The sequence below is a fragment of the Streptomyces sp. NPDC008238 genome (assembly GCF_042956445.1).
Classification (GTDB): Bacteria; Actinomycetota; Actinomycetes; order Streptomycetales; family Streptomycetaceae; genus Actinacidiphila.
In genome coordinates this window covers 523633-542563 of record NZ_JBIBGK010000003.1, presented here as the reverse complement: position 1 = coordinate 542563, position 18931 = coordinate 523633, and the positions used below count along the sequence as shown (strand labels likewise).

Genomic DNA, 18931 nt, shown 5'->3' with positions numbered 1-18931 from the left:
CGTCGAATGCTTACGGGCGACGGAGCGCGTCGGCCGCGTCAGGGCCGCCGGCCAGCTCGGTCTCCAGAAGGTGCTTGCCGAGCAGCTCGGGGTCCGGCAGCTCCATCGGGTACTCGCCGTCGAAGCAGGCCCGGCAGAGGTTGGGCTTGGCGATCGTGGTCGCCTCGACCATCGCGTCGATCGAGATGAACGACAGCGAGTCCGCGTCCAGGGACTTGCAGATCTCGTCGACCGTCAGGCCGTTGGCGATCAGCTCGGCGCGGGTGGCGAAGTCGATGCCGAAGAAGCACGGCCACTTGATCGGCGGCGAGGAGATCCGGATGTGGACCTCGGCGGCGCCGGCCTCACGGAGCATCCGGACCAGCGCGCGCTGCGTGTTGCCGCGGACGATCGAGTCGTCCACGACCACCAGGCGCTTGCCCCGGATGACTTCCTTGAGCGGGTTGAGCTTCAGGCGGATGCCCAGCTGCCGGATGGTCTGCGAGGGCTGGATGAAGGTCCGGCCCACGTACGAGTTCTTCACCAGGCCCGAGCCGTACGGGATGCCGCTCTCCTCGGCGTAGCCGACCGCGGCCGGCGTGCCGGACTCCGGGGTCGGTATCACCAGGTCGGCGTCGACCGGGGCCTCCTTGGCCAGTCGGCGGCCCATCTCGACCCGGGAGAGGTAGACGTTGCGGCCCGCGATGTCGGTGTCGGGGCGCGCCAGGTACACGTACTCGAAGACGCAGCCCTTGGGGCGGGCGTCGGCGAAGCGCGAGGCGCGCAGCCCGTTCTCGTCGATGGCGATCAGCTCGCCGGGCTCGATCTCGCGGATGAAGCTCGCGCCCACGATGTCCAGGGCGGCGGTCTCCGACGCGACGACCCAGCCGCGCTCCAGGCGGCCCAGCACCAGCGGGCGGATGCCCTGCGGGTCGCGGGCGGCGTAGAGCGTGTGCTCGTCCATGAAGACCAGGCTGAAGGCGCCCTTGACCTCGGGCAGCACCTTGCGGGCGGCGTCCTCGACGGAGAGCGGCTTGCCGTCCTCGTCCACCTGGCCGGCGAGCAGCGCCGTCACCAGGTCGGTGTCGTTGGTCGCCGCGACCCTGGTCGCCCGGCCGTTGCCCTGGGGCAGCGCGGCGACCATCTCGGCCAGCTCGACGGTGTTGACCAGGTTCCCGTTGTGGCCGAGGGCGATGGAGCCGCCGGCCGTGGCGCGGAAGGTGGGCTGGGCGTTCTCCCAGACCGAGGCGCCGGTGGTCGAGTAACGGGCATGCCCGACCGCGATGTGGCCCTGCAGGGAGCCGAGGGAGGTCTCGTCGAAGACCTGGGACACGAGGCCCATGTCCTTGAAGACCAGGATCTGGGAGCCGTTGCTCACTGCGATGCCCGCGGACTCCTGTCCGCGGTGCTGCAGGGCGTACAGCCCGAAGTAGGTGAGTTTGGCGACCTCTTCGCCGGGGGCCCAGACACCGAAGACGCCGCAAGCGTCCTGGGGGCCCTTCTCGCCGGGGAGCAGGTCGTGGTTGAGTCGTCCGTCACCACGTGGCACGGGATCGAGTCTAGGGCAGGTTCCGGCGTCGTCCGAACGAGGGAACCCGACAAAAGCGCGTTCTATGCGCGTAAACCCATGGGGCGCTTGGCCATGTGACCTTGGTCGTGGTCCCGGCCGGGGTCCGCTCAGGGGCGCAGCCCGGGGTCGCGGACCATGGCGGTGAGCTCGGCGGCGGCGCGCGTCGCGGCGGACGGGCGGCGCCGCGTCCGCTCCCAGCCCGGGAAGGCGACCGCGCCGACCCGGAGGTCCTCCACACCCGCGACGCGGCGGACGATCAGCTCCCCGTCCGCGGTGCGGACGACCCGGGTGACCTCCGCCCAGGGCACGTGCCGGGTACGCAGGTGGCGGCGGACCCGCAGACCGGTGGCGTCGGCGGTGATCCGCCACATGGTCATGGACAGCGCCTTCTCCGTCAGCCACAGGCTGCCCAGGACCGACATCACCGCGCGCCACCAGGGGCCGCCGACGCAGGAGGAGCCCAGGACGGCCACCGTGCCCACCAGCAGCAGCGCGCCCGCCGTGCGGCCGCCCGCACCACCGTCCCAACGGACCGGGCCCGTGCCGGGCTTCAGGGCCGCGGCCGCCTCGGCGACCCTCGCCTCCGCCTCAAGGCGGTGCCGGGGGGCGGAGGGCGCCCCGCTCCCGGACGACGGCGGCGCCCACGGCCGCACCGGCGACTCCGAGGCGCCGACCAGGAGGCCGCCGGAGTCCGTGACGGCCGCCAGTACCAGTTCGGCGCCTTCCGCCGGGACACCGAACAGCACGCCCTCGCCGCGTGCCCACGCACCGGGTCCGGCCGCGCCGTAGGTGAGCACCGGTGCGCCGGCGGCGTCGTCCACCGGCCGGATGACGGTCCTGAAGTCCTCGCGCCCCGCCAGCACCCGGAGCACGGGAACGGGTCCCCGGCGCACCGAGGCGGCCCGGAGCGCCGGCACCGCCCCCGACAGCAGCAGGGAGAGCCCGAGGCCGCCCGCCGTGAGCGTCAGGAGCTGCAGGCCCGTGCGGTCCTCGTACGGCTCCGCGGCCGGCCGCCGCCAGTCCCCGTCGACGAGGACCGGGATCACGGCACCGCGCTCGTAGTCCTCCGGGAACACCGCCGGCAGGTGGTGGCGCGTCCCGTCCGCGAAGCGGACGCCGAGACGGTCGTACTCCCCGTTGGCCACCACGACCGCCTCGACGCGGTCCGCGGCGGCGGCGTGCCGTTCGTCGGCCCGGTCCCCGGACACCGCGACGACCGCGGCCACCGCGGCGGCCACCAGGGCCGCCAGGCCGACGACGATCCGGAACAGGCCGCGCCGCACCGGCGCAACCCGCTCCGGCACCGGGAGCGAGACTCCTCCCGCCGCCTCCAGGACGAGCGCCCGCTGACGGCGGCGCAAGCGCAGCCGCGCGAGGACCGCGGCCCAGCTCCAGCAAAGCGCGGCCACGACCACGACGTCCACACCGCGCTCGGCGGCGCCGCCGGTCCACAGGTCCGGCCGGGTCATCCACAGCAGCAACAGCGGCGCCGACAGCGCCGCCGCCTCGGGCAGCAGGAACATCCACAGCGTGTGGACGAGGAGGCCGACGGTGCCGATGGCGTCCAGCCACATCGGTCCGCAGGGCGCGGCAGTCGTGCACCGGTCGTCCGCCGCGAGGACGACCGCCGCGATCACCGCCGCCACCAGCACCGGGGCGCACCACAGCGGGCCCGCCCAGCCGGGGAGCCGCAGCGCGGCCCAGCGGTGGGCGTCGGCGGAGAGCCAGGGGCGGGCCGGTGTGCCGGCCGGGGCGGTCGTCGGGGTCACCGGCGCATTATGCGGACGCCGGGGCCGTCTCATCCCAGCAGGGGCAGGTACGGGGCCAGGTCGGCGCGCTCGCCGCTCGCGGAGACCGCGGCGGAGTCGAGGGCGTCGGCCCAGGACGTACGGCCGGTGGCGAGGCGGATCCAGGTCAGCGGGTCCGTCTCGACGACGTTGGTGGGGGTGCCCCGGGTGTGGCGGGGCCCGGGCACGCACTGCACGGCGGCGTACGGCGGGACGCGGACCTCGACGGAGTTGCCGGGCACGGAGACGGCGAGGGTGTCCGCGAGGAGCCGTACGGCGGCGGCGACGACCTGCCGTTCCAGCGGGACGGGCACACCCGTCGCCCGGGCGAGGTCGTCGCTGTGGACGACCAGCTCGACGAGCCGGGTCACCAGGAAGTCCGTGGACCGCATCGAGCCGAGCGTGATCGCCACCAGGCGCCCGGGCGCCACCGCCTCGTCCAGCACCCCGGCGAGCCCGCGGGCGGCCTCCTCGAGGCGGGCGGCGGCGTCGGCACTCTCCGCGGCGGCCTCGCGGGTGTCGGCGTCCAGCGGGCCGGCGATGCCCGCCGTGGAGCGCGCCCACGTGGTGAGGTCGAGGTCCGCCCGGGCCGGGGCGGGCGCGGTCACGACCCGTGCGACGGCCTCCACCTGCCGGGCGATGTGCACCACCAACGCGTGCACGTCCCACCCCGGCAGCCCGGAGGGCGCCGCCAGCTGATCGCCCGTCAGGCCGCGGGCGGCCTTCAGGACGTGGCCGACCTGCGCGGTGAGCGCGGCCCGGGTCCTGGCGGGGTCGTAGGTGCGGGCCTTGCGGGCGGTGGGCGGCATGCCCGCAGCCTACGCGCCGGGCCCGGCCCGCACCCCGACCCCGGCGGTCAGGCCTGGCGCGGGCGCTCGAAGGTGAGCAGCAGCCCCTGCACGGCGCCCGGGCCGATGCGGCCCTTGACGTCGGCCGAGGTGATGGCCTTGAGCTGCCAGCCGTCCTCGGCGTGCTTGTTGAGCGTCTTCTCCAGCTTGTCGTCGTCGATGGCGTCGCCTATCAGCGACTCGCGGAAGCTGACGACCTTGTACTCGTGCATCGTTGACACCCCTTGTCGTACCGGTGGTTGCGGAACGCACAGTAGTACCGCCGGACTACGCGGGCCGGACCGGTCCCGCCGCCCGGTCGACGAGGGTGCCGCCCACGGAGTCGGCGGACAGCAGCACCAGTTCGGCGCCCTCGTACGGTGCCCCGAACAGCAGGGAGGGCCGCAGCGCGTCGCCACGGGAGCCGGACGGCGGCTCGGGCTCCGGTTCCACCGGGCAGGAGAACAGCGGTGCCCGGCCCGCGTGGTCGTCGGCCGCGAACACCCACGTCCGGCCGTCCTCGTCCTCCCGGGTCAGCACGCGCAGCACCGGCTGCCCGCCGCGCCGCAGGGCACCCGCCCGCACCCGCGCCGCCGCACCCACGGCGAGCAACGCGGCGCCGGCCAGGGCGAGCAGGCGGGTCTGCGGCGGGACGGCGGCCGCGCACAGCAGCACGCCGGACGCGGCGGTGCCCAGGCCGCGGCGCAGCGGCGGGAGGGGCTCGGGGAGCGGAAGCCGTACGCCCAGGGCGGCGTTGGCGGCGAGCAGCCGCTGCCGGCGGCGGACCCCCGTACGGTGCCGGGCACCGGCCCAGCACAGCAGCAGCGCGGCGACGGCGGGGACCGAGGCCTGCGGTTCCACCCGCCAGACCAGGAGCCCGGCGAGCACCGGCGCGGTCAGCAGGGTGAGCCCGGGCAGTCTGGCCAGCCAGTACAACTGGACGGCGGCCAGCCCGTAGTGCGCCGCCCCGAGGGCCTCCGGGGCCGCTGCGGCCGCCACGGCCGCGGCCGCCGCGAGTGCCAGGGCGCCCCAGCGCGGACGGGCCCACGCCGCGGGGCGGCACGCCGCCCAGCGCACGGCGTCACGGCCGCGCCACCGGGGAAGTTCGCCGGGGGTATCGCGCTCGCTCACGCCTGGAGTATGGGGCCAACCGCCGCGGCGCGGTCACGCCCCCGGCAAAGCGCCCCCGCGCCTGGCGGCACGGGGGCGTATGCGGAGGGCGGACCGGACCGGACCGGGCCGGACCGACCGGGCCCGGATCAGGCCCAGATCAGGCCAACAGGGCCGGGATCGTGCCCTCGTGAGCCGTGCGGAGCTCGTCCAGCGCGATGCTGAACTCGCCCTGGAGCTCGACCGCGTCGCCGTCGACGACACCGATCCGCGTCGCGGGCAGACCGCGCGCACCGCACATGTCGGTGAAGCGGAGCTCCTCGCTGCGCGGCACCGAGACGACCGCCCGGCCCGCCGACTCCGAGAACAGGAACACGAACGGGTCGAGGCCGTCCGGCACGACGAGCCGCGCGCCGTTGCCGCCGCGCAGGCAGGACTCGACGACCGCCTGCACGAGCCCGCCGTCCGACAGGTCGTGGGCCGCGTCGACCATGCCGTCCCGGGAGGCCGAGATGAGGATCTCGCCGAGCAGCTTCTCGCGCTCCAGGTCCACCGCCGGCGGCAGCCCGCCGAGGTGGTCGTGGACCGCCTGGGACCAGGCGGAGCCGCCCAGCTCCTCCTTGGTCTCGCCCAGCAGGTAGAGCAGCTGGCCCTGGTCCTTGAACGCGACCGGGGTGCGGCGCGTGACGTCGTCGATCACACCGAGCACCGCCACGACGGGCGTCGGGTGGATGGCGACGTCACCGGTCTGGTTGTAGAGCGAGACGTTGCCGCCGGTGACCGGGGTGCCCAGCTCCAGGCAGCCGTCGGCGAGGCCGCGGCAGGCCTCGGCGAACTGCCACATCGCGGCCGGGTCCTCGGGCGAGCCGAAGTTCAGGCAGTCCGAGACCGCCAGCGGCTTGGCACCGGACGTGGCGACGTTGCGGTACGCCTCGGCGAGCGCCAGCTGCGCGCCCGTGTACGGGTCGAGCTTGGCGTAGCGGCCGTTGCCGTCGGTGGCGACCGCGACGCCGAGGTTGGTGTCCTCGTCGATGCGGATCATGCCGGAGTCCTCCGGCTGCGCCAGCACGGTGTTGCCCTGTACGAAGCGGTCGTACTGGTCGGTGATCCACGCCTTGGAGGCCTGGTTCGGGTGCGCGACCATCGTCAGGACCTGGGCGCGCAGCTCCTCGCCGGAGCCCGGGCGCGGCAGCTTGTTGGCGTCGTCCGCCTGGAGCGCGTCCTGCCACGCGGGGCGGGCGTAGGGGCGCTCGTACACCGGGCCCTCGTGGGCGACGGTGCGCGGCGGGACGTCGACGATCTGCTCGCCGTGCCAGAAGATCTCCAGCCGGTCGCCGTCGGTGACCTCACCGATGACGGTGGCGATCACGTCCCACTTCTCGCAGATCTCCAGGAAGCGGTCGACGTACCGCGGCTCGACGATCGCGCACATGCGCTCCTGCGACTCGCTCATGAGGATCTCCTCCGGCGAGAGCGTCGCGTCGCGCAGCGGCACGGTGTCCAGCTCGACCCGCATGCCGCCGGAGCCGGCCGAGGCCAGCTCGGAGGTGGCGCAGGACAGACCGGCGCCGCCGAGGTCCTGGATGCCGGCGACCAGCTTCTCCTTGAAGATCTCCAGGGTGCACTCGATGAGCAGCTTCTCCTGGAAGGGGTCGCCGACCTGGACGGCGGGGCGCTTGGCCGGGCCGGTGTCGGAGAAGGTCTCCGAGGCGAGCACGGAGACGCCGCCGATGCCGTCGCCGCCGGTGCGGGCGCCGTAGAGGATGACCTTGTTGCCGGCCCCGGAGGCCTTGGCCAGGTGGATGTCCTCGTGCTTCATCACACCGACGCACAGGGCGTTGACCAGCGGGTTGCCCTGGTAGCAGGAGTCGAAGACGACCTCGCCGCCGATGTTGGGCAGGCCCAGGCAGTTGCCGTAGCCGCCGACGCCCGCGACGACGCCCGGCAGGACGCGCTTGGTGTCGGGGTGGTCCGGCGCGCCGAAGCGCAGCGGGTCCATGACGGCGACCGGGCGGGCGCCCATGGCGAGGATGTCGCGGACGATGCCGCCGACGCCGGTGGCCGCGCCCTGGTAGGGCTCGATGTACGAGGGGTGGTTGTGCGACTCGACCTTGAAGGTGACCGCGTAGCCCTGGCCGACGTCCACGACACCGGCGTTCTCGCCGATGCCGACCAGCATGGCGTCGTTGGCGGGGGCCTTCTCGCCGAACTGGCGCAGGTGGATCTTGCTGCTCTTGTACGAGCAGTGCTCGGACCACATGACGGAGTACATGGCGAGCTCGGCACCGGTGGGACGGCGGCCGAGGATCTCCCGGATGCGGTCGTACTCGTCCTGCTTGAGGCCGAGTTCGGCCCACGGCTGCTCGGTGTCCGGAGTCTCGGTGGCGTGCTTCACGGAATCGAGTGTCATGACGCGTGAACCAGCTTCTTGAGGATCGAGGTGAAGAATCCGAGGCCGTCGGTGCGGCCGGTCCCGATCAGCGACTCGACGGCGTGCTCGGGGTGCGGCATGAGGCCGACGACATTGCCCGCGGCGTTGGTGATGCCGGCGATGTCCCGGAGCGAGCCATTGGGGTTCCAGTCCGCGTAGCGGAACACCACGCGGCCCTCCGCCTCCAGCTCGTCCAGGACGTGCTCGTCGGCGACGTAGCGGCCGTCGATGTTCTTCAGCGGGATGCTGATCTCCTGGTCCCGCTCGTAATCGGCGGTCCAGGACGTCGAGTTGTTCTCGACGCGCAGCTTCTGGTCCCTGCAGATGAAGTGCAGGTGATTGTTGCGCAGCATCGCACCCGGCAGCAGATGCGTCTCGGTGAGCACCTGGAAGCCGTTGCAGATACCGAGGACCGGAAGACCGTCCTTGGCGCCGGCGATGATCGACTCCATCACGGGCGAGAAGCGGGAAATCGCCCCGGCCCGGAGATAGTCGCCGTAACTGAATCCGCCGGGCAGGACGACTGCGTCCACCTGGTGGAGATCCTTGTCACGGTGCCACAGCGGCACCGGCTCGGCGCCGGCGACGCGGACGGCGCGCTGGGTGTCCCGGTCGTCGAGCGTCCCGGGGAAGGTGACCACGCCGATACGTGCGGTCACGACTCCACCTTCACGGTGAAGTCCTCGATCACGGTGTTGGCGAGGAAGGTCTCGGCCATCTCGCGGATACGGGTGAGGGCGGCGTCGTCGACCGGACCCTCCAGTTCGAGCTCAAAACGCTTGCCCTGGCGGACGTCGGCGATTCCCTCGAACCCGAGCCGCGGCAGCGCGCGCTGCACCGCCTGGCCCTGCGGGTCGAGGATCTCCGGCTTGAGCATGACGTCGACTACGACGCGTGCCACGGTCACTCCCGGTGGTGTGCTGCGGTGAGATGTCCCCACCGTACCCCGCCGAAAAATCTACGCGGGTAGATATTCCAGAATGGTCACGGAATATCCCTCGGACGGATTGCCGCCGGGAGACCCGCAGGAATTGGCCGGGCGGTCCCGGCGAAAAACATCCGGCCGGCAATTGGGAAAGCATTGACCCCGGCCCCGCGGCTTCGGTACAACAACGGGGCCAACGCAGGCCCCAGGCCTTCTCCATTGAAAGGACCGGCATCCATGGCGCAGCGCGTAGTGGTCACGCTCTCCGACGACCTCGACGGCGGTGAAGCGGCGGAAACGGTCTCTTTCGGCCTCGACGGGAAGTCGTACGAGATCGACCTGTCCGCCGGGAACGCCGAGCAGCTCCGCGAGGCCCTCGCGCCGTACGTCGAGGCGGGCCGCCGCCGCAGCAGGCTCGGCAAGGCCTTCAAGCACACCTCGCTCGCCCCCGACCCGGCCGCCGTGCGCGCCTGGGCGCTCTCCCGGGGCTTCGACGTGCCGCCGCGCGGCCGCATCCCCAAGAAGCTCTACGAGGCGTACGCCGAGGCCGGCTGATCCGGCCACCGGCGCCCCGGCCCGAGCGGCCGGGGCGGCCGGGGCGGCCGGGGGCCGCTTGGGTGCCACCTGGGCGCCACCCGGGAATCACCCGGAAGAAGCGATTGGACAGCCACCCCCGTTGATCCGCTAGAGTCTGGAGCACGCCGAGGGCAGGGCCGAAAGGCCGGGCTCCCAGGCCACGCGGGTGTAGTTCAGTAGCAGAACATCCTCCTTCCAGGAGGAAGGCGCAGTGTGCGATCCCTGTCACCCGCTCTGATTGCTCGACCGGTCCTGAGGATCGGGTAGAGTAGTCGCCGTGCGGACGTGGCTCAGTTGGTAGAGCATCACCTTGCCAAGGTGAGGGTCGCGAGTTCGAATCTCGTCGTCCGCTCTTGAGAGAAGGCCCCGGTCGGATTTCCGACCGGGGCCTTCTTCGTGTTCCCGGCCGGCACCGGCGGTGTGACCGTGCCCACAGGGCGGGCACCCGAACTCCCGTGACGGCAGGCCGTGATCGCCGCCGCCCCGCATCCCTCCCGCGCTCCGGCCCCGGGCCGGCGACGGAACGCCGCTGCGGGCTCGAGGGGCTCTACGCCGCGTCGCCGGAGTGGAGTTGACGCCTCGCCCGGGAACCCCCGGGCACCCTCCGGGAGGCGCGCGGGCCGGTCCCCACCCGTCCCGCACCCCCGCCGCGGGCCCTCCGGGACACGACGCGGGGAACCCGCCGTGCCGGGGTGTGTGCCCAAGGCCCCGAGGGTTGGCTATAGTGGAGGACGCACCGCACGGGAACGCGCGGAGCAGGCGGACGTAGCTCAGTTGGTAGAGCGCAACCTTGCCAAGGTTGAGGTCGCGAGTTCGAGCCTCGTCGTCCGCTCAGAGGAAGGCCCCGGTCGTGACGACCGGGGCCTTCGGTGTTCCTGGGGCGGCTGGGCCGTCGCCCGTACGCGCACCGAGGCCGTGCGTACCGCGGCCGTACGCACCACCACCGCCTCACCCGCCGGTCGGGAGGACCGGCGGACGGGCGGCGGCGGGTGTGCGGGTGTACCGGCCGTGGCGGCTACCAGCTGAGGCCGGTGAGCCGCTCGTACGCCTCGACGTACTTGGCGCGGGTCTGCGCCACCACCTGCTCCGGCAGGGCCGGCGGGGGCTGCTCGCCGCGGCGGTCCCAGCCGGACCCGGGGGAGGTCAGCCAGTCGCGCACGAACTGCTTGTCGTAGGAGGGCTGGGCGTGGCCCGGCTCCCACAGCTCGGCGGGCCAGAAGCGGGACGAGTCCGGGGTCAGCACCTCGTCGGCGATGGTCAGCACGTCACCGTCGAAGCCGAACTCGAACTTGGTGTCCGCCAGGAGGATGCCGCGCTCGCGGGCGATGTCCCGGGCCCGGCCGTAGACCGCGAGGGTGGTCTGGCGCAGCTGCGCCGCGGTGTCGGCACCGACCTGGCGGGCGACCTCCTCGTAGCTGACGTTCTCGTCGTGCTCGCCGACCTCGGCCTTGGTGGCCGGGGTGAAGATCGGCGCGGGCAGCTCGGAGCCGTCCACCAGGCCCTCGGGGAGGGTCACCCCGCACACCGTGCGGTCAGCGTTGTACTCGAGCAGTCCGGAGCCGGCCAGGTAGCCGCGCGCCACGCACTCGACGGGGATCATCTGCAGCGGCCTGCAGATCGTCGTCCGCCCCTCCCAGTCGGCGGGGGCGCCCTCGGGGAGCTCGGTGGACAGCACGTGGTGCGGCACCAGGTCGGCGATCTGGTCGAACCACCACAGCGACAGCCGGGTCAGGACGCGGCCCTTGTCCGGGATCTCGGTGGGCAGCACCCAGTCGTACGCCGAGATCCGGTCACTGGCGACCATCACCAGCTCCCCTGCCTCGTTCTGGTACAGCTCGCGCACCTTGCCGGTGTGCAGGTGCACCAGGCCCGGTACTTGCGCGGGCTCGGGCTTGTGGACGAATACGGACATGGGTCCTCCCCGATCGGCGGTTCGGTTCCCGATTCTCCCGTACCCGTACCCGGCGGGCGCGACGAGGTCAGCCGTGCTTGCAGATGTGGTCCAGGAGGTTGGCGGTGGCGCGCTGGACACGGGGGTCGACGTGGCCCGGGCGGTCCAGCGCCGGGGACCAGGCGAAGGTGCCGGAGGCGAACACCAGGGCCCCGCCCGGCGCCCGGTACAGGGAGGTCTCCTGGTGCGCCCGGCGGCCCGCCGAGTCCTCGTACGGGGAGTGGGCGAGCAGGATCCGCTCCATGTAGTCGGGCAGCGGTGTGCGCGGGAAGTAACGGTCCGCCTCGCCCGCGACCAGGCCGGGGATCTCGTCGCCCTCCTCGGCGCCGGTGGCCTCCCACAGCCAGTGCCCGGCGTTCCGCACCACCAGCGGGGACGGTTCGGGCACCCGGCCGGCGTACTGCACGCCGATCAGCAGCTGTTCGGGCTCGCCCATGTCCCGCCACAGGGCGCTGCGGCCCGGCGGGGAGCCGCGCCGCTTGCGGCAGCTGAGCAGCCGGTCGGGGTCACCGGAGGGGGAGGGGCCCAGCTCGGTCTGCCAGTACATGGTGTTGGCGGACAGGAAGACCAGCGAGGTGCCGCCGTCCCTGGCCGCCTCGACGGCGCGCCGCATGGGGACCGTCCAGTACTCGTCGTGGCCCGGGAAGACCATGCCCCGGTAGCGGGAGGGGTCGATCCGCCCCGCGTGCAGGTCGCGGGCGTCGGCGTAGGCCAGGTCGTAGCCGTAGCGCTCGGCCCAGCGGATGAAGTCGTAGGCGTGGCCGACGTGCAGCGGGAGCCCGGCGCCCGCGTACGGGCGGTCGAAGGAGACGGTGACCGCGGCCTCCTCCTCGCCGAGCAGCCGGCCCTTCTCGTCCCAGGCGTGGTAGAGGCTTGCGCCCGTGCGGCCGTCCTCGGGGTAGAGGTTGTACGCCTGCCAGGTGACGTCCGGCATCAGCAGGAGCAGGTCGGCCGGCCGGTCGTCGCGGACGGTGAAGGGGATGTGGCTGCGGTAGCCGTCCTGCGTGGTGAGGACGACGACGTAGGCGCCGGGCTTCCAGTACGAGGGCACCTGCAGCCGCCAGGACTGCCACCAGTGGTGGCAGGAGACCGTGCGCCCGGCGGCGAGCGGCGTGGGCTGGACGATCCCCGACAGCCGGGGGCTGGAGGTGAACTGGGCGGCGCCGTCCCCGCCGTAGTGCCCGATCCGGTAGACGTCGACGCCGTAGCTCTGCGGCGGGTCGACGGTGATCCGGAAGTCGATGGCGTCGCCGGGGGCCACGGAGGCGCCCGGCGCGAAGCCCTTGATCTGGCACCGCACGTCGTCCGCCGCGCGGGGGCCGGGCACGCGGGGCGTGCGCCCCACGGCGTCGCCCGGGGAACCCCCGGGCTCCCCGCGGCTGGCCGCCAGGTCGACGTACCACGGCACGACCTGGCCGGTGTCGTCCAGATACTGCACCGCACCGCGCAGCCACGGCACCGGGCCCTGCCCGAAGGGGTCGGTGACCCCGTGCGCCAGTGCCCCGGACTGCCAGCGGTGGACCTGCTCCTTCACCACGATGGTCCCCTCCTCGTGTCCCCCGAGGTGGTGTGCGTGTGCGCACATCCAGCACATCACACAATGCGCTGTCTTGGTTACTGTTCGTGGCGCATTGTCGCCAGGATTTCACGCCGGGGCGGACAAACCCCGCCATTTTTCCGTCAGATGAGCCGTATCGGCTTCTCGGGGCGTACGCCCACGGCGCTGAGCCAGGACCGCAGGGGGGCGGCGTCGCCGTTCTCCACGAGCCGGAGCACCGGCCAGGCCAGGTCTCCCCGGCGCACCCCGCCGACCAGCAGGGCGGGCCCGTCCAGCCAGTCCAGGCCTGGGGCGGCGCCGGCGGTGTCCACCGCGGCGCAGCAGACCATCGCGGTCACGTGGTCGGTGAGCAGCTCACGGCCGGTCCGGGGCGGGAGCAGATGGTAGACGGGCGTGAAGGCGCCGTCGGGCGGGACCTGGGCGGCGGAGTCCTCCCGGGCGGCCGCCTCGCGTACGGCCTCCTCCTGGGCGACGTGCCGGGTGATGCGGGCCGCCAGCTCCTCGCCGCCGCCCGCGGAGAGCCGTTCCAGCACCCGGGCCAAGGTCGCGCGGGCCGGCTCGTCGCAGGCGTCCACCGCGCTCCGCGAGCCGCCGGAGGGCACGGATATGCGCCGGCTCCCGGCGACCCCCACGGGCTCGTGGACCTCGTCCAGGACGGAGACCAGGCGGGAGGCGTCGGAGCGCCAGATGCGGTCCACGACCTCCTGCGGATAGGTGTCCCAGCCGACCGGGGCCCATTCGGCGCCCGAGCGCCGCGGGCTGCCGTGGAACAGCCGGGCGGCGAGCAGCGAGGCCGCCTCGTCCACCGTGCCGGGCTCCTCCAGCAGGTCGCACGCGGGCCGCTCGCCCAGCCGGGTCTCGAAGCCCTCCGCCAGCCGGTCCCGCCGGGACAGCTCGGTCAGGGCCGCCACCACGCCCGCGTCGAGACGGGACGGCCAGCGCCCCATGCGCCAGGCGGGCAGCGCCACGCGGGTCAGCAGCCGGTCCCAGCCCGCGTAGGCCAGGCCCACCTGCTCCTGGGCCACGATGCGCAGCCCGTAGTCGACGGCCTGGGCCCGCTCGGAGGCGGAGGCGGCCACCGCGCGCTCCATCTCCGCCGCGTGCGCCCGGCAGCCGCGCAGCAGCAGCTTGGCGACCCAGCCCAGGAACCCGTACGCGGGCCCCCGCACCAGGCCGACCACCGAGGGCTCCCGCGGGGCGGTGGCCACGCCGACGGCGGCGTCCAGGCCGCGCACGAAGCGGCGGGCCGCCGCGATGTCCGGATCGGCGGCCGGGCCCGTGCCCGCCACGACCGGTGCGAGCAGGGCGCGCAGCTCGGCGACCCGCATCCACCACATGAAGGGCGAGCCGATCACCAGCGCGGGCGCCTCGGACGGCGTGCTGCGGCGCCGCCGGTGGGTGCGGTCCTCCAGCCAGCTGTCGCAGTCCGGGGTCAGTTCTATCGCGGAGGGGGCCGGCACCTGCAGACGAACGGCCAGGTCACGCACCATGCGGTACAGATCGGGCGCGGACGCCTCGGAGACGGCCACGGTCGGGCTCACGGCCGGCCTGGCCCGTACGATCACCGCCGCGACACCGGCCGCGAGCAGCAGCACCAGCAGCGCGCCCGCGACCACCGCCCAGCGCAGCACCTCGGACGCGTCACCGACGATGCGGCCCGTCGCGCCGCCGACCAGCAGCACCACCGCGACCGCCGCGGGCAGCAGCGCCACCGTGAGTGCGGCGCTGCGGATGCGCAGGACGGCGAGCGCGCGTGACCGCGCGTGTCCCTCACCTGCTTCCCCGGCCAACGGTGTGCTCACCCCCAAGCTGCTGACGCGACTGCATGCCCCCACTGTCGCACCGCCCACCGACACCGCAATGTCGGTAGGTCCGATAGTGCGGTATTCGCGGGGTTCCACAGTGCGCTTGCCGGGCACAGTAGTTGGGCTCGGGGCTCACGTCAGCAGGATGGCGAAGGCATCACCCCTTGGAGTGGCCTTGCCGCTGATTCAGGCCTGGGCGGCCTTCTCTGCGATATCCGAACGGTGGTGCGAGCCCTTCAGCCCGATCCGTCCCACCGCCCGGTAGGCGCGCTCGCGGGCCTCGGCCAGATCCGCACCGGTGGCCGTCACGGACAGTACGCGGCCGCCGGCGCTCACCACACGGCCCTCCGCGTCCGCCTTGGTGCCCGCGTGCAGCACGTAGGCGTGCTCGTCCTGCGCCGCGACCTCGTCCAGGCCCGTGATCGGGTCGCCCGTGCGCGGGGTGCCGGGGTAGTTCTCGGAGGCGACGACCACCGTCACCGCGGCACCGTCGCTCCAGCGCAGCGGCGGGAAGTCGGCCAGCCGGCCGGCCGCCGCGGCGCGCAGCAGGCCCGCCAGCGGGGTCTTCAGCCGGGCGAGCACGACCTGGGTCTCCGGGTCGCCGAAGCGCGCGTTGAACTCGATCACCCGCACACCGCGCGAGGTGATCGCCAGGCCCGCGTACAGCAGGCCCGAGAACGGGGTGCCCCGGCGGCGCAGCTCGTCGACGGTCGGCTGGAGCACCGTGCGCTCCACCTCCTCGACCAGCCGCGGATCGGCCCACGGCAGCGGGCTGTACGCGCCCATGCCACCGGTGTTGGGGCCCTCGTCGGCGTCGAGGGCGCGCTTGAAGTCCTGAGCGGGCTGCAGCGGCACCACCGTCTCGCCGTCGGTGACGGCGAACAGGGAGACCTCCGGGCCGTCCAGGTACTCCTCGACGACCACGCGCTCGCAGGAGTTGGCGTGCGCCCGCGCGGCCTCCAGGTCGTCGGTGACCACGACGCCCTTGCCGGCGGCCAGGCCGTCGTCCTTGACGACGTACGGTGCCCCGAAGGCGTCCAGCGCGTCGTCCACCTCGGCGGGGGTGGTGCACACGTAGGAACGGGCGGTCGGCACGCCGGCCGCGGCCATCACGTCCTTGGCGAACGCCTTCGAGCCCTCCAGGGCCGCGGCCTGCCCGGACGGGCCGAAGCAGTCGATGCCACGGGCGCGCACGGCGTCGGCCACACCCGCCACGAGGGGGGCCTCCGGGCCCACCACGACGAGGTCGGCGCCGAGCCGCTCGGCGAGGTCGGCCACTGCCGCGCCGTCCATGGCGTCGACCGGGTGCAGTTCCGCCACCTCGGCGATGCCGGCGTTCCCGGGCGCGCAGTGCAGCGACTCCACGTCGGGGTCGAGGGAAAGAGCACGGCACAGGGCGTGTTCGCGGGCACCGCCGCCGATCACAAGCACGTTCACGGTGCCCAGGGTATCGGCTGGCGGCGACCGCCCCGCGGGCCGGTCGCCCCGGCCCCCGGCTCACTCTTTCGGGTGGCCGAGGCCTGACCCCATACCTGATCAAGCGACTCGTAAGGGCGGAAATGACCCGATGACGCTCGCACGGTCAGCCGTTCGGCGGTAAGAAGGTGCCTCGTCATCGGAAGTCGCGAGGGAGCGTGCAGGTGAGCCAGCCGGACATGTATCCCGAGGAGGTCCCCCGGGAGAAGCCGAAGCGGCGCGCGCTGCACAGGCAGGAGGACCTGCGGTCGCAGCCCTTCCCGCTGGGCGACTGGGGGGAGCCGGCCGAGCGGCTGGAGGAGATCTACCGCTGGGTGGAGGCCGACGCCCTGCGCACCGTCGAGTGGTACCTCGCCGACCGCCTGCGCAAGCGCCGCTGGGCCCGGGCGCTGCGGCTCGGCGCGGCCCTCTTCGCGACGTCCGGCGCCGTCCTCGCCGTCGTGGGCGCGGGCGGCCGCATCCGCTGGGCGTACGCCGCCCTGGTGCTGGCCGTCGTGTGCGTGGGCCTGGACCGCTACCTCGGGCTGACGGCCGGCTGGATGCGCGACATGGCGACCGCCCAGGCCGTGCAGCGCCGGCTGGAGGCGCTGCGCTTCGACTGGGCGTCCGAGTCGGTCCGCGAGGTCCTGGGCCCGACGGAGGGCACGGCGGCCGAGGCCGCCGAGCGCTGCCTGTCGGTGCTGCGCCGCTTCTGCGAGGACGTCTCGGAGCTCGTGCGCTGCGAGACCGGCGACTGGATGGTCGACTTCCGGGCCGGCGCCGCCCCGCTGCGGACCCAGGCCCTCACCTGGGCGGGGAGCGGCCGGGGCACGGAGAGCGCCGCGCCCGGCGGCGGGGGGCGGTTCCCGCTGCTGCCCGGCGGACGGCCGAGCATGCCGCGGCAGCGCCCCCCGGAGGGTCCCCGCGCCGGCTGACCGCCGCCCGGGGCGCCCTCCGGTCCCGGGCCGCCGCTAACTGAAGACGATCATCGACCCCTGGCCCAGCGCACGGGTCGCCGCCGCGTGCAGCCCCAGCCACACGTGGCGCTCCCGCGCGAAGGGGCTGCCGTCCTGCTGCGCGGGCGGCGCCGCCGGCTCCTCCAGCTCGGTGGGACCGGCCGGCGGCGCCGGGGCGGGCGGCGGGTTCTGCGGGTCGATGCCGATCACCGGTGCCACGAAGGCGAGCTCGCGCAGCAGGCCGTGGGCCGAGCCCAGCGGGCCGCCGGCGTCGAGGAGTTCGTCGTTGACCAGCGGATGGGCGAAGTCGAGGGGGACGTACGCGCCCGCGTGGTCGTAGTGCCAGACGAGGTGCGACTGCTGGGCGGTGGTCTCGAACATCTCCAGCAACTGCTCGTAGTCGCCGCCGAGTTCGTCGACCGGCGTGACCGCGAGGCCCTGGATGTGCAGCAGGTAGGCGCGGCGCAGGAAGTGCAGCGCGTCGTAGTCGAAGCCCGCGACCGGGGCCACGTCGCCGGACAGGCCCGGCATGTAGGAGTAGACGGGCACCGGGGGGAGACCGGCGTCGTTCAACGCCTTGTCATAGCGGGCGATCTCCTCGGCGAACGGGTTGTCGGGGCTGTGGCAGAGCACGTCCACCAGGGGAACCAGCCACAAGTCGCAGGCCACAGGCGCTCCAAGTCCTTCCGTGCGTGGTCGGACCAGCGTAATGGGCGGCGGGCGTTCCTACCGGCCCGCGGCCAGACGCCGCATGAGCTCGAGCGAATGGTCGTTGAACTCCTCGACGACGCGCTGGGCGGTCCCGGTGTCCCGCTTCTCGATCGCGGTCACCAAGGCGACGTGGTCGGACCAGCACAGACCCGCCACGTCCGGCCGGCCGCGCAGGTAGGGCACCGCGTACACCCAGGTCTGGGTGCGGATCCGGTCCAGGAACTCGCCGACGTGGGCGTTCCCCGCCAGGGCGGTCAGTTCGCGCCAGAAGCGGATGTCGTAGCCGATGAGGACGTCCAGCTCGCCGGCCCGCGAGGCGCGCGCCGCGGCCTCGGCCCGGCGGCGTACGGAGGCCAGCTCCTGGGGGTCGACCTCGCGCATGCCGCGCGTGGCGATGCGGCGGAAGATCCCCTCGACGACGAGGGTGCGCGCCTCGACCATGGAGCGGAACTCGGCGTCGGTGAAGCGCCGCACCTGGAAGCCGCGGTGGTGCTCGACGTCGAGCAGCCCCTGCGCCGCGAGGTCCACCAGGGCCTCGCGGACCGGGGTGGCGGACACCCCGTACATCTCCGCGATCTCCTTGACCGTGAAGTGCCGCCCGGCCGCCATGCGCCCGGTGAGCACCTCGTCGCGGAGCGCGTCGGCTATCTGCTGCCGCAGACTGCTCCGTCGGACGGTTCCACCCGCTGGGCCTTCCGGCATGCCCGGTGCCTCCCTACAGATGTGGCGGTGCGCTTACGGCTCCGCCACACCTTATGCGAGGGCGGGCCGCGGGTGGTCCACACCTGTGGTGCGGCTCACCCGCGGCCCGGGCGCGCGCCGGGACGCGCTCAACCGTCGTTGTAGGGGCCGGTCTTCCCCGTGAACGGGAAGAGGGGGTAGCCGTCCATGCACGGCCGGTCCGGCGGGTGGGAGGGCCACTCCATCCCGACCCGGTAGAGCAGGGTCAGGGCCAGGACCGCCGTGACGAGCGCGAGCCCAGCGGTGGCACCCCCGCCGGGCGGCGGCCACCCGCGCAGCGCGAGCCCGAGGGGCACCAGCAGCAGGAGCATGCAGAGCCAGGCCACGGGCATCAGCAGCTTCAGCCCGATGGTGTTGCTCGCGTCGTTGCCGAGCGGGCAGCTCTGCCACGACCCGGCGACCCACACGGTGCTGGCGAACACGCCCGCGGCGGACAGGACCCCGCCCGCCAGGTACCAGCCGCACCCCGGCGCGGGCTCCGTGGATGCGCCGCGTGTCCCGGTCTCCGTCATGCGCTCCCCCCGGGCCGACGCCGTCGCGTCGTCGGCC

Annotated in this window: 17 protein-coding genes and 3 tRNA genes; 5 read left to right on the top strand and 15 right to left on the bottom strand. The window is 73.7% G+C overall.

Features of this window, described 5'->3' with window-relative positions; all coding sequences use genetic code 11:
• Positions 1–10: 10 nt before the first annotated feature.
• From purF to purS, 8 genes are all read right to left on the bottom strand, one after another.
• Positions 11–1528 carry an amidophosphoribosyltransferase gene (gene purF, locus ACFZAU_RS11345; RefSeq protein ID WP_500551943.1) on the bottom strand — a complete coding sequence of 506 codons (1518 nt, stop codon included), beginning with the start codon at positions 1526–1528 and terminating at the stop codon, positions 11–13.
• 128 nt (positions 1529–1656) lie between these two features.
• Positions 1657–3318, bottom strand: coding sequence for a hypothetical protein (locus ACFZAU_RS11340; protein WP_500551942.1), 1662 nt, complete (start codon positions 3316–3318; stop codon positions 1657–1659).
• 29 nt (positions 3319–3347) lie between these two features.
• The gene (locus ACFZAU_RS11335) at positions 3348–4145 is read right to left on the bottom strand and encodes a maleylpyruvate isomerase family mycothiol-dependent enzyme (RefSeq protein ID WP_500551941.1); all 798 of its coding nucleotides are present in this window, start codon (positions 4143–4145) and stop codon (positions 3348–3350) included.
• 47 nt (positions 4146–4192) lie between these two features.
• Positions 4193–4396: a DUF4177 domain-containing protein gene (locus ACFZAU_RS11330; protein WP_018558397.1), complete on the bottom strand. Its 204-nt coding sequence runs from the start codon at positions 4394–4396 to the stop codon at positions 4193–4195.
• 55 nt (positions 4397–4451) lie between these two features.
• Complete coding sequence (locus ACFZAU_RS11325; protein ID WP_500551940.1) at positions 4452–5294, bottom strand: hypothetical protein; 843 nt, start codon at positions 5292–5294, stop codon at positions 4452–4454.
• A gap of 139 nt (positions 5295–5433) precedes the next feature.
• Entirely contained in the window at positions 5434–7683 is a 2250-nt protein-coding gene (gene purL, locus ACFZAU_RS11320) for a phosphoribosylformylglycinamidine synthase subunit PurL (protein WP_500551939.1), read from the bottom strand.
• Positions 7680–8363 carry a phosphoribosylformylglycinamidine synthase subunit PurQ gene (gene purQ / locus ACFZAU_RS11315; protein ID WP_499599630.1) on the bottom strand — a complete coding sequence of 228 codons (684 nt, stop codon included), beginning with the start codon at positions 8361–8363 and terminating at the stop codon, positions 7680–7682. The genes purL and purQ overlap by 4 nt, the downstream gene beginning before the upstream one ends.
• Complete coding sequence (gene purS, locus ACFZAU_RS11310; RefSeq protein WP_499599628.1) at positions 8360–8605, bottom strand: phosphoribosylformylglycinamidine synthase subunit PurS; 246 nt, start codon at positions 8603–8605, stop codon at positions 8360–8362. The genes purQ and purS overlap by 4 nt, the downstream gene beginning before the upstream one ends.
• A 261-nt stretch (positions 8606–8866) precedes the next feature.
• On the opposite strand from purS, the gene ACFZAU_RS11305 reads away from it, so the two are divergent.
• From ACFZAU_RS11305 to ACFZAU_RS11290, 4 genes are all read left to right on the top strand, one after another.
• Complete coding sequence (locus tag ACFZAU_RS11305; RefSeq protein WP_319138710.1) at positions 8867–9184, top strand: Lsr2 dimerization domain-containing protein; 318 nt, start codon at positions 8867–8869, stop codon at positions 9182–9184.
• Between the two features lie 183 nt (positions 9185–9367).
• Positions 9368–9439: transfer RNA gene (locus ACFZAU_RS11300), tRNA-Gly, on the top strand.
• A 45-nt stretch (positions 9440–9484) separates the two neighbouring features.
• Positions 9485–9557: transfer RNA gene (locus ACFZAU_RS11295), tRNA-Gly, on the top strand.
• Between the two features lie 407 nt (positions 9558–9964).
• Positions 9965–10037: transfer RNA gene (locus tag ACFZAU_RS11290), tRNA-Gly, on the top strand.
• A 183-nt stretch (positions 10038–10220) separates the two neighbouring features.
• Here the strand turns inward: ACFZAU_RS11290 and ACFZAU_RS11285 are convergent.
• The 4 genes from ACFZAU_RS11285 to purD form a co-directional block, all read right to left on the bottom strand.
• The gene (locus ACFZAU_RS11285; RefSeq protein ID WP_500551938.1) at positions 10221–11117 is read right to left on the bottom strand and encodes a phosphoribosylaminoimidazolesuccinocarboxamide synthase; all 897 of its coding nucleotides are present in this window, start codon (positions 11115–11117) and stop codon (positions 10221–10223) included.
• Between the two features lie 67 nt (positions 11118–11184).
• Complete coding sequence (locus tag ACFZAU_RS11280; protein ID WP_500551937.1) at positions 11185–12741, bottom strand: N,N-dimethylformamidase beta subunit family domain-containing protein; 1557 nt, start codon at positions 12739–12741, stop codon at positions 11185–11187.
• Between the two features lie 95 nt (positions 12742–12836).
• A complete protein-coding gene (locus ACFZAU_RS11275) occupies positions 12837–14516 on the bottom strand; it encodes a hypothetical protein (RefSeq protein WP_500551936.1) in 1680 nt (559 codons plus the stop codon).
• Positions 14517–14705: 189 nt separating this feature from the next.
• Positions 14706–15956: a phosphoribosylamine--glycine ligase gene (gene purD, locus ACFZAU_RS11270; protein ID WP_500463898.1), complete on the bottom strand. Its 1251-nt coding sequence runs from the start codon at positions 15954–15956 to the stop codon at positions 14706–14708.
• Positions 15957–16159: 203 nt separating this feature from the next.
• Between purD and ACFZAU_RS11265 the strand changes: the two genes are divergently transcribed.
• Entirely contained in the window at positions 16160–16909 is a 750-nt protein-coding gene (locus tag ACFZAU_RS11265; RefSeq protein ID WP_500551935.1) for an SLATT domain-containing protein, read from the top strand.
• A gap of 36 nt (positions 16910–16945) precedes the next feature.
• Here ACFZAU_RS11265 and ACFZAU_RS11260 read toward each other — a convergent pair whose 3' ends face one another.
• The 3 genes from ACFZAU_RS11260 to ACFZAU_RS11250 all read right to left on the bottom strand — a co-directional run bounded on the left by ACFZAU_RS11260 (position 16946) and on the right by ACFZAU_RS11250 (position 18894).
• Positions 16946–17599, bottom strand: coding sequence for a putative DNA-mimic protein (locus ACFZAU_RS11260; protein WP_499599617.1), 654 nt, complete (start codon positions 17597–17599; stop codon positions 16946–16948).
• Between the two features lie 57 nt (positions 17600–17656).
• Positions 17657–18343, bottom strand: coding sequence for a GntR family transcriptional regulator (locus ACFZAU_RS11255; protein ID WP_499599616.1), 687 nt, complete (start codon positions 18341–18343; stop codon positions 17657–17659).
• 128 nt (positions 18344–18471) lie between these two features.
• Positions 18472–18894, bottom strand: a complete 423-nt coding sequence (locus ACFZAU_RS11250) for a hypothetical protein (protein ID WP_500551934.1) — start codon at positions 18892–18894, stop codon at positions 18472–18474.
• Between the last annotated feature and the right edge of the window lie 37 nt (positions 18895–18931).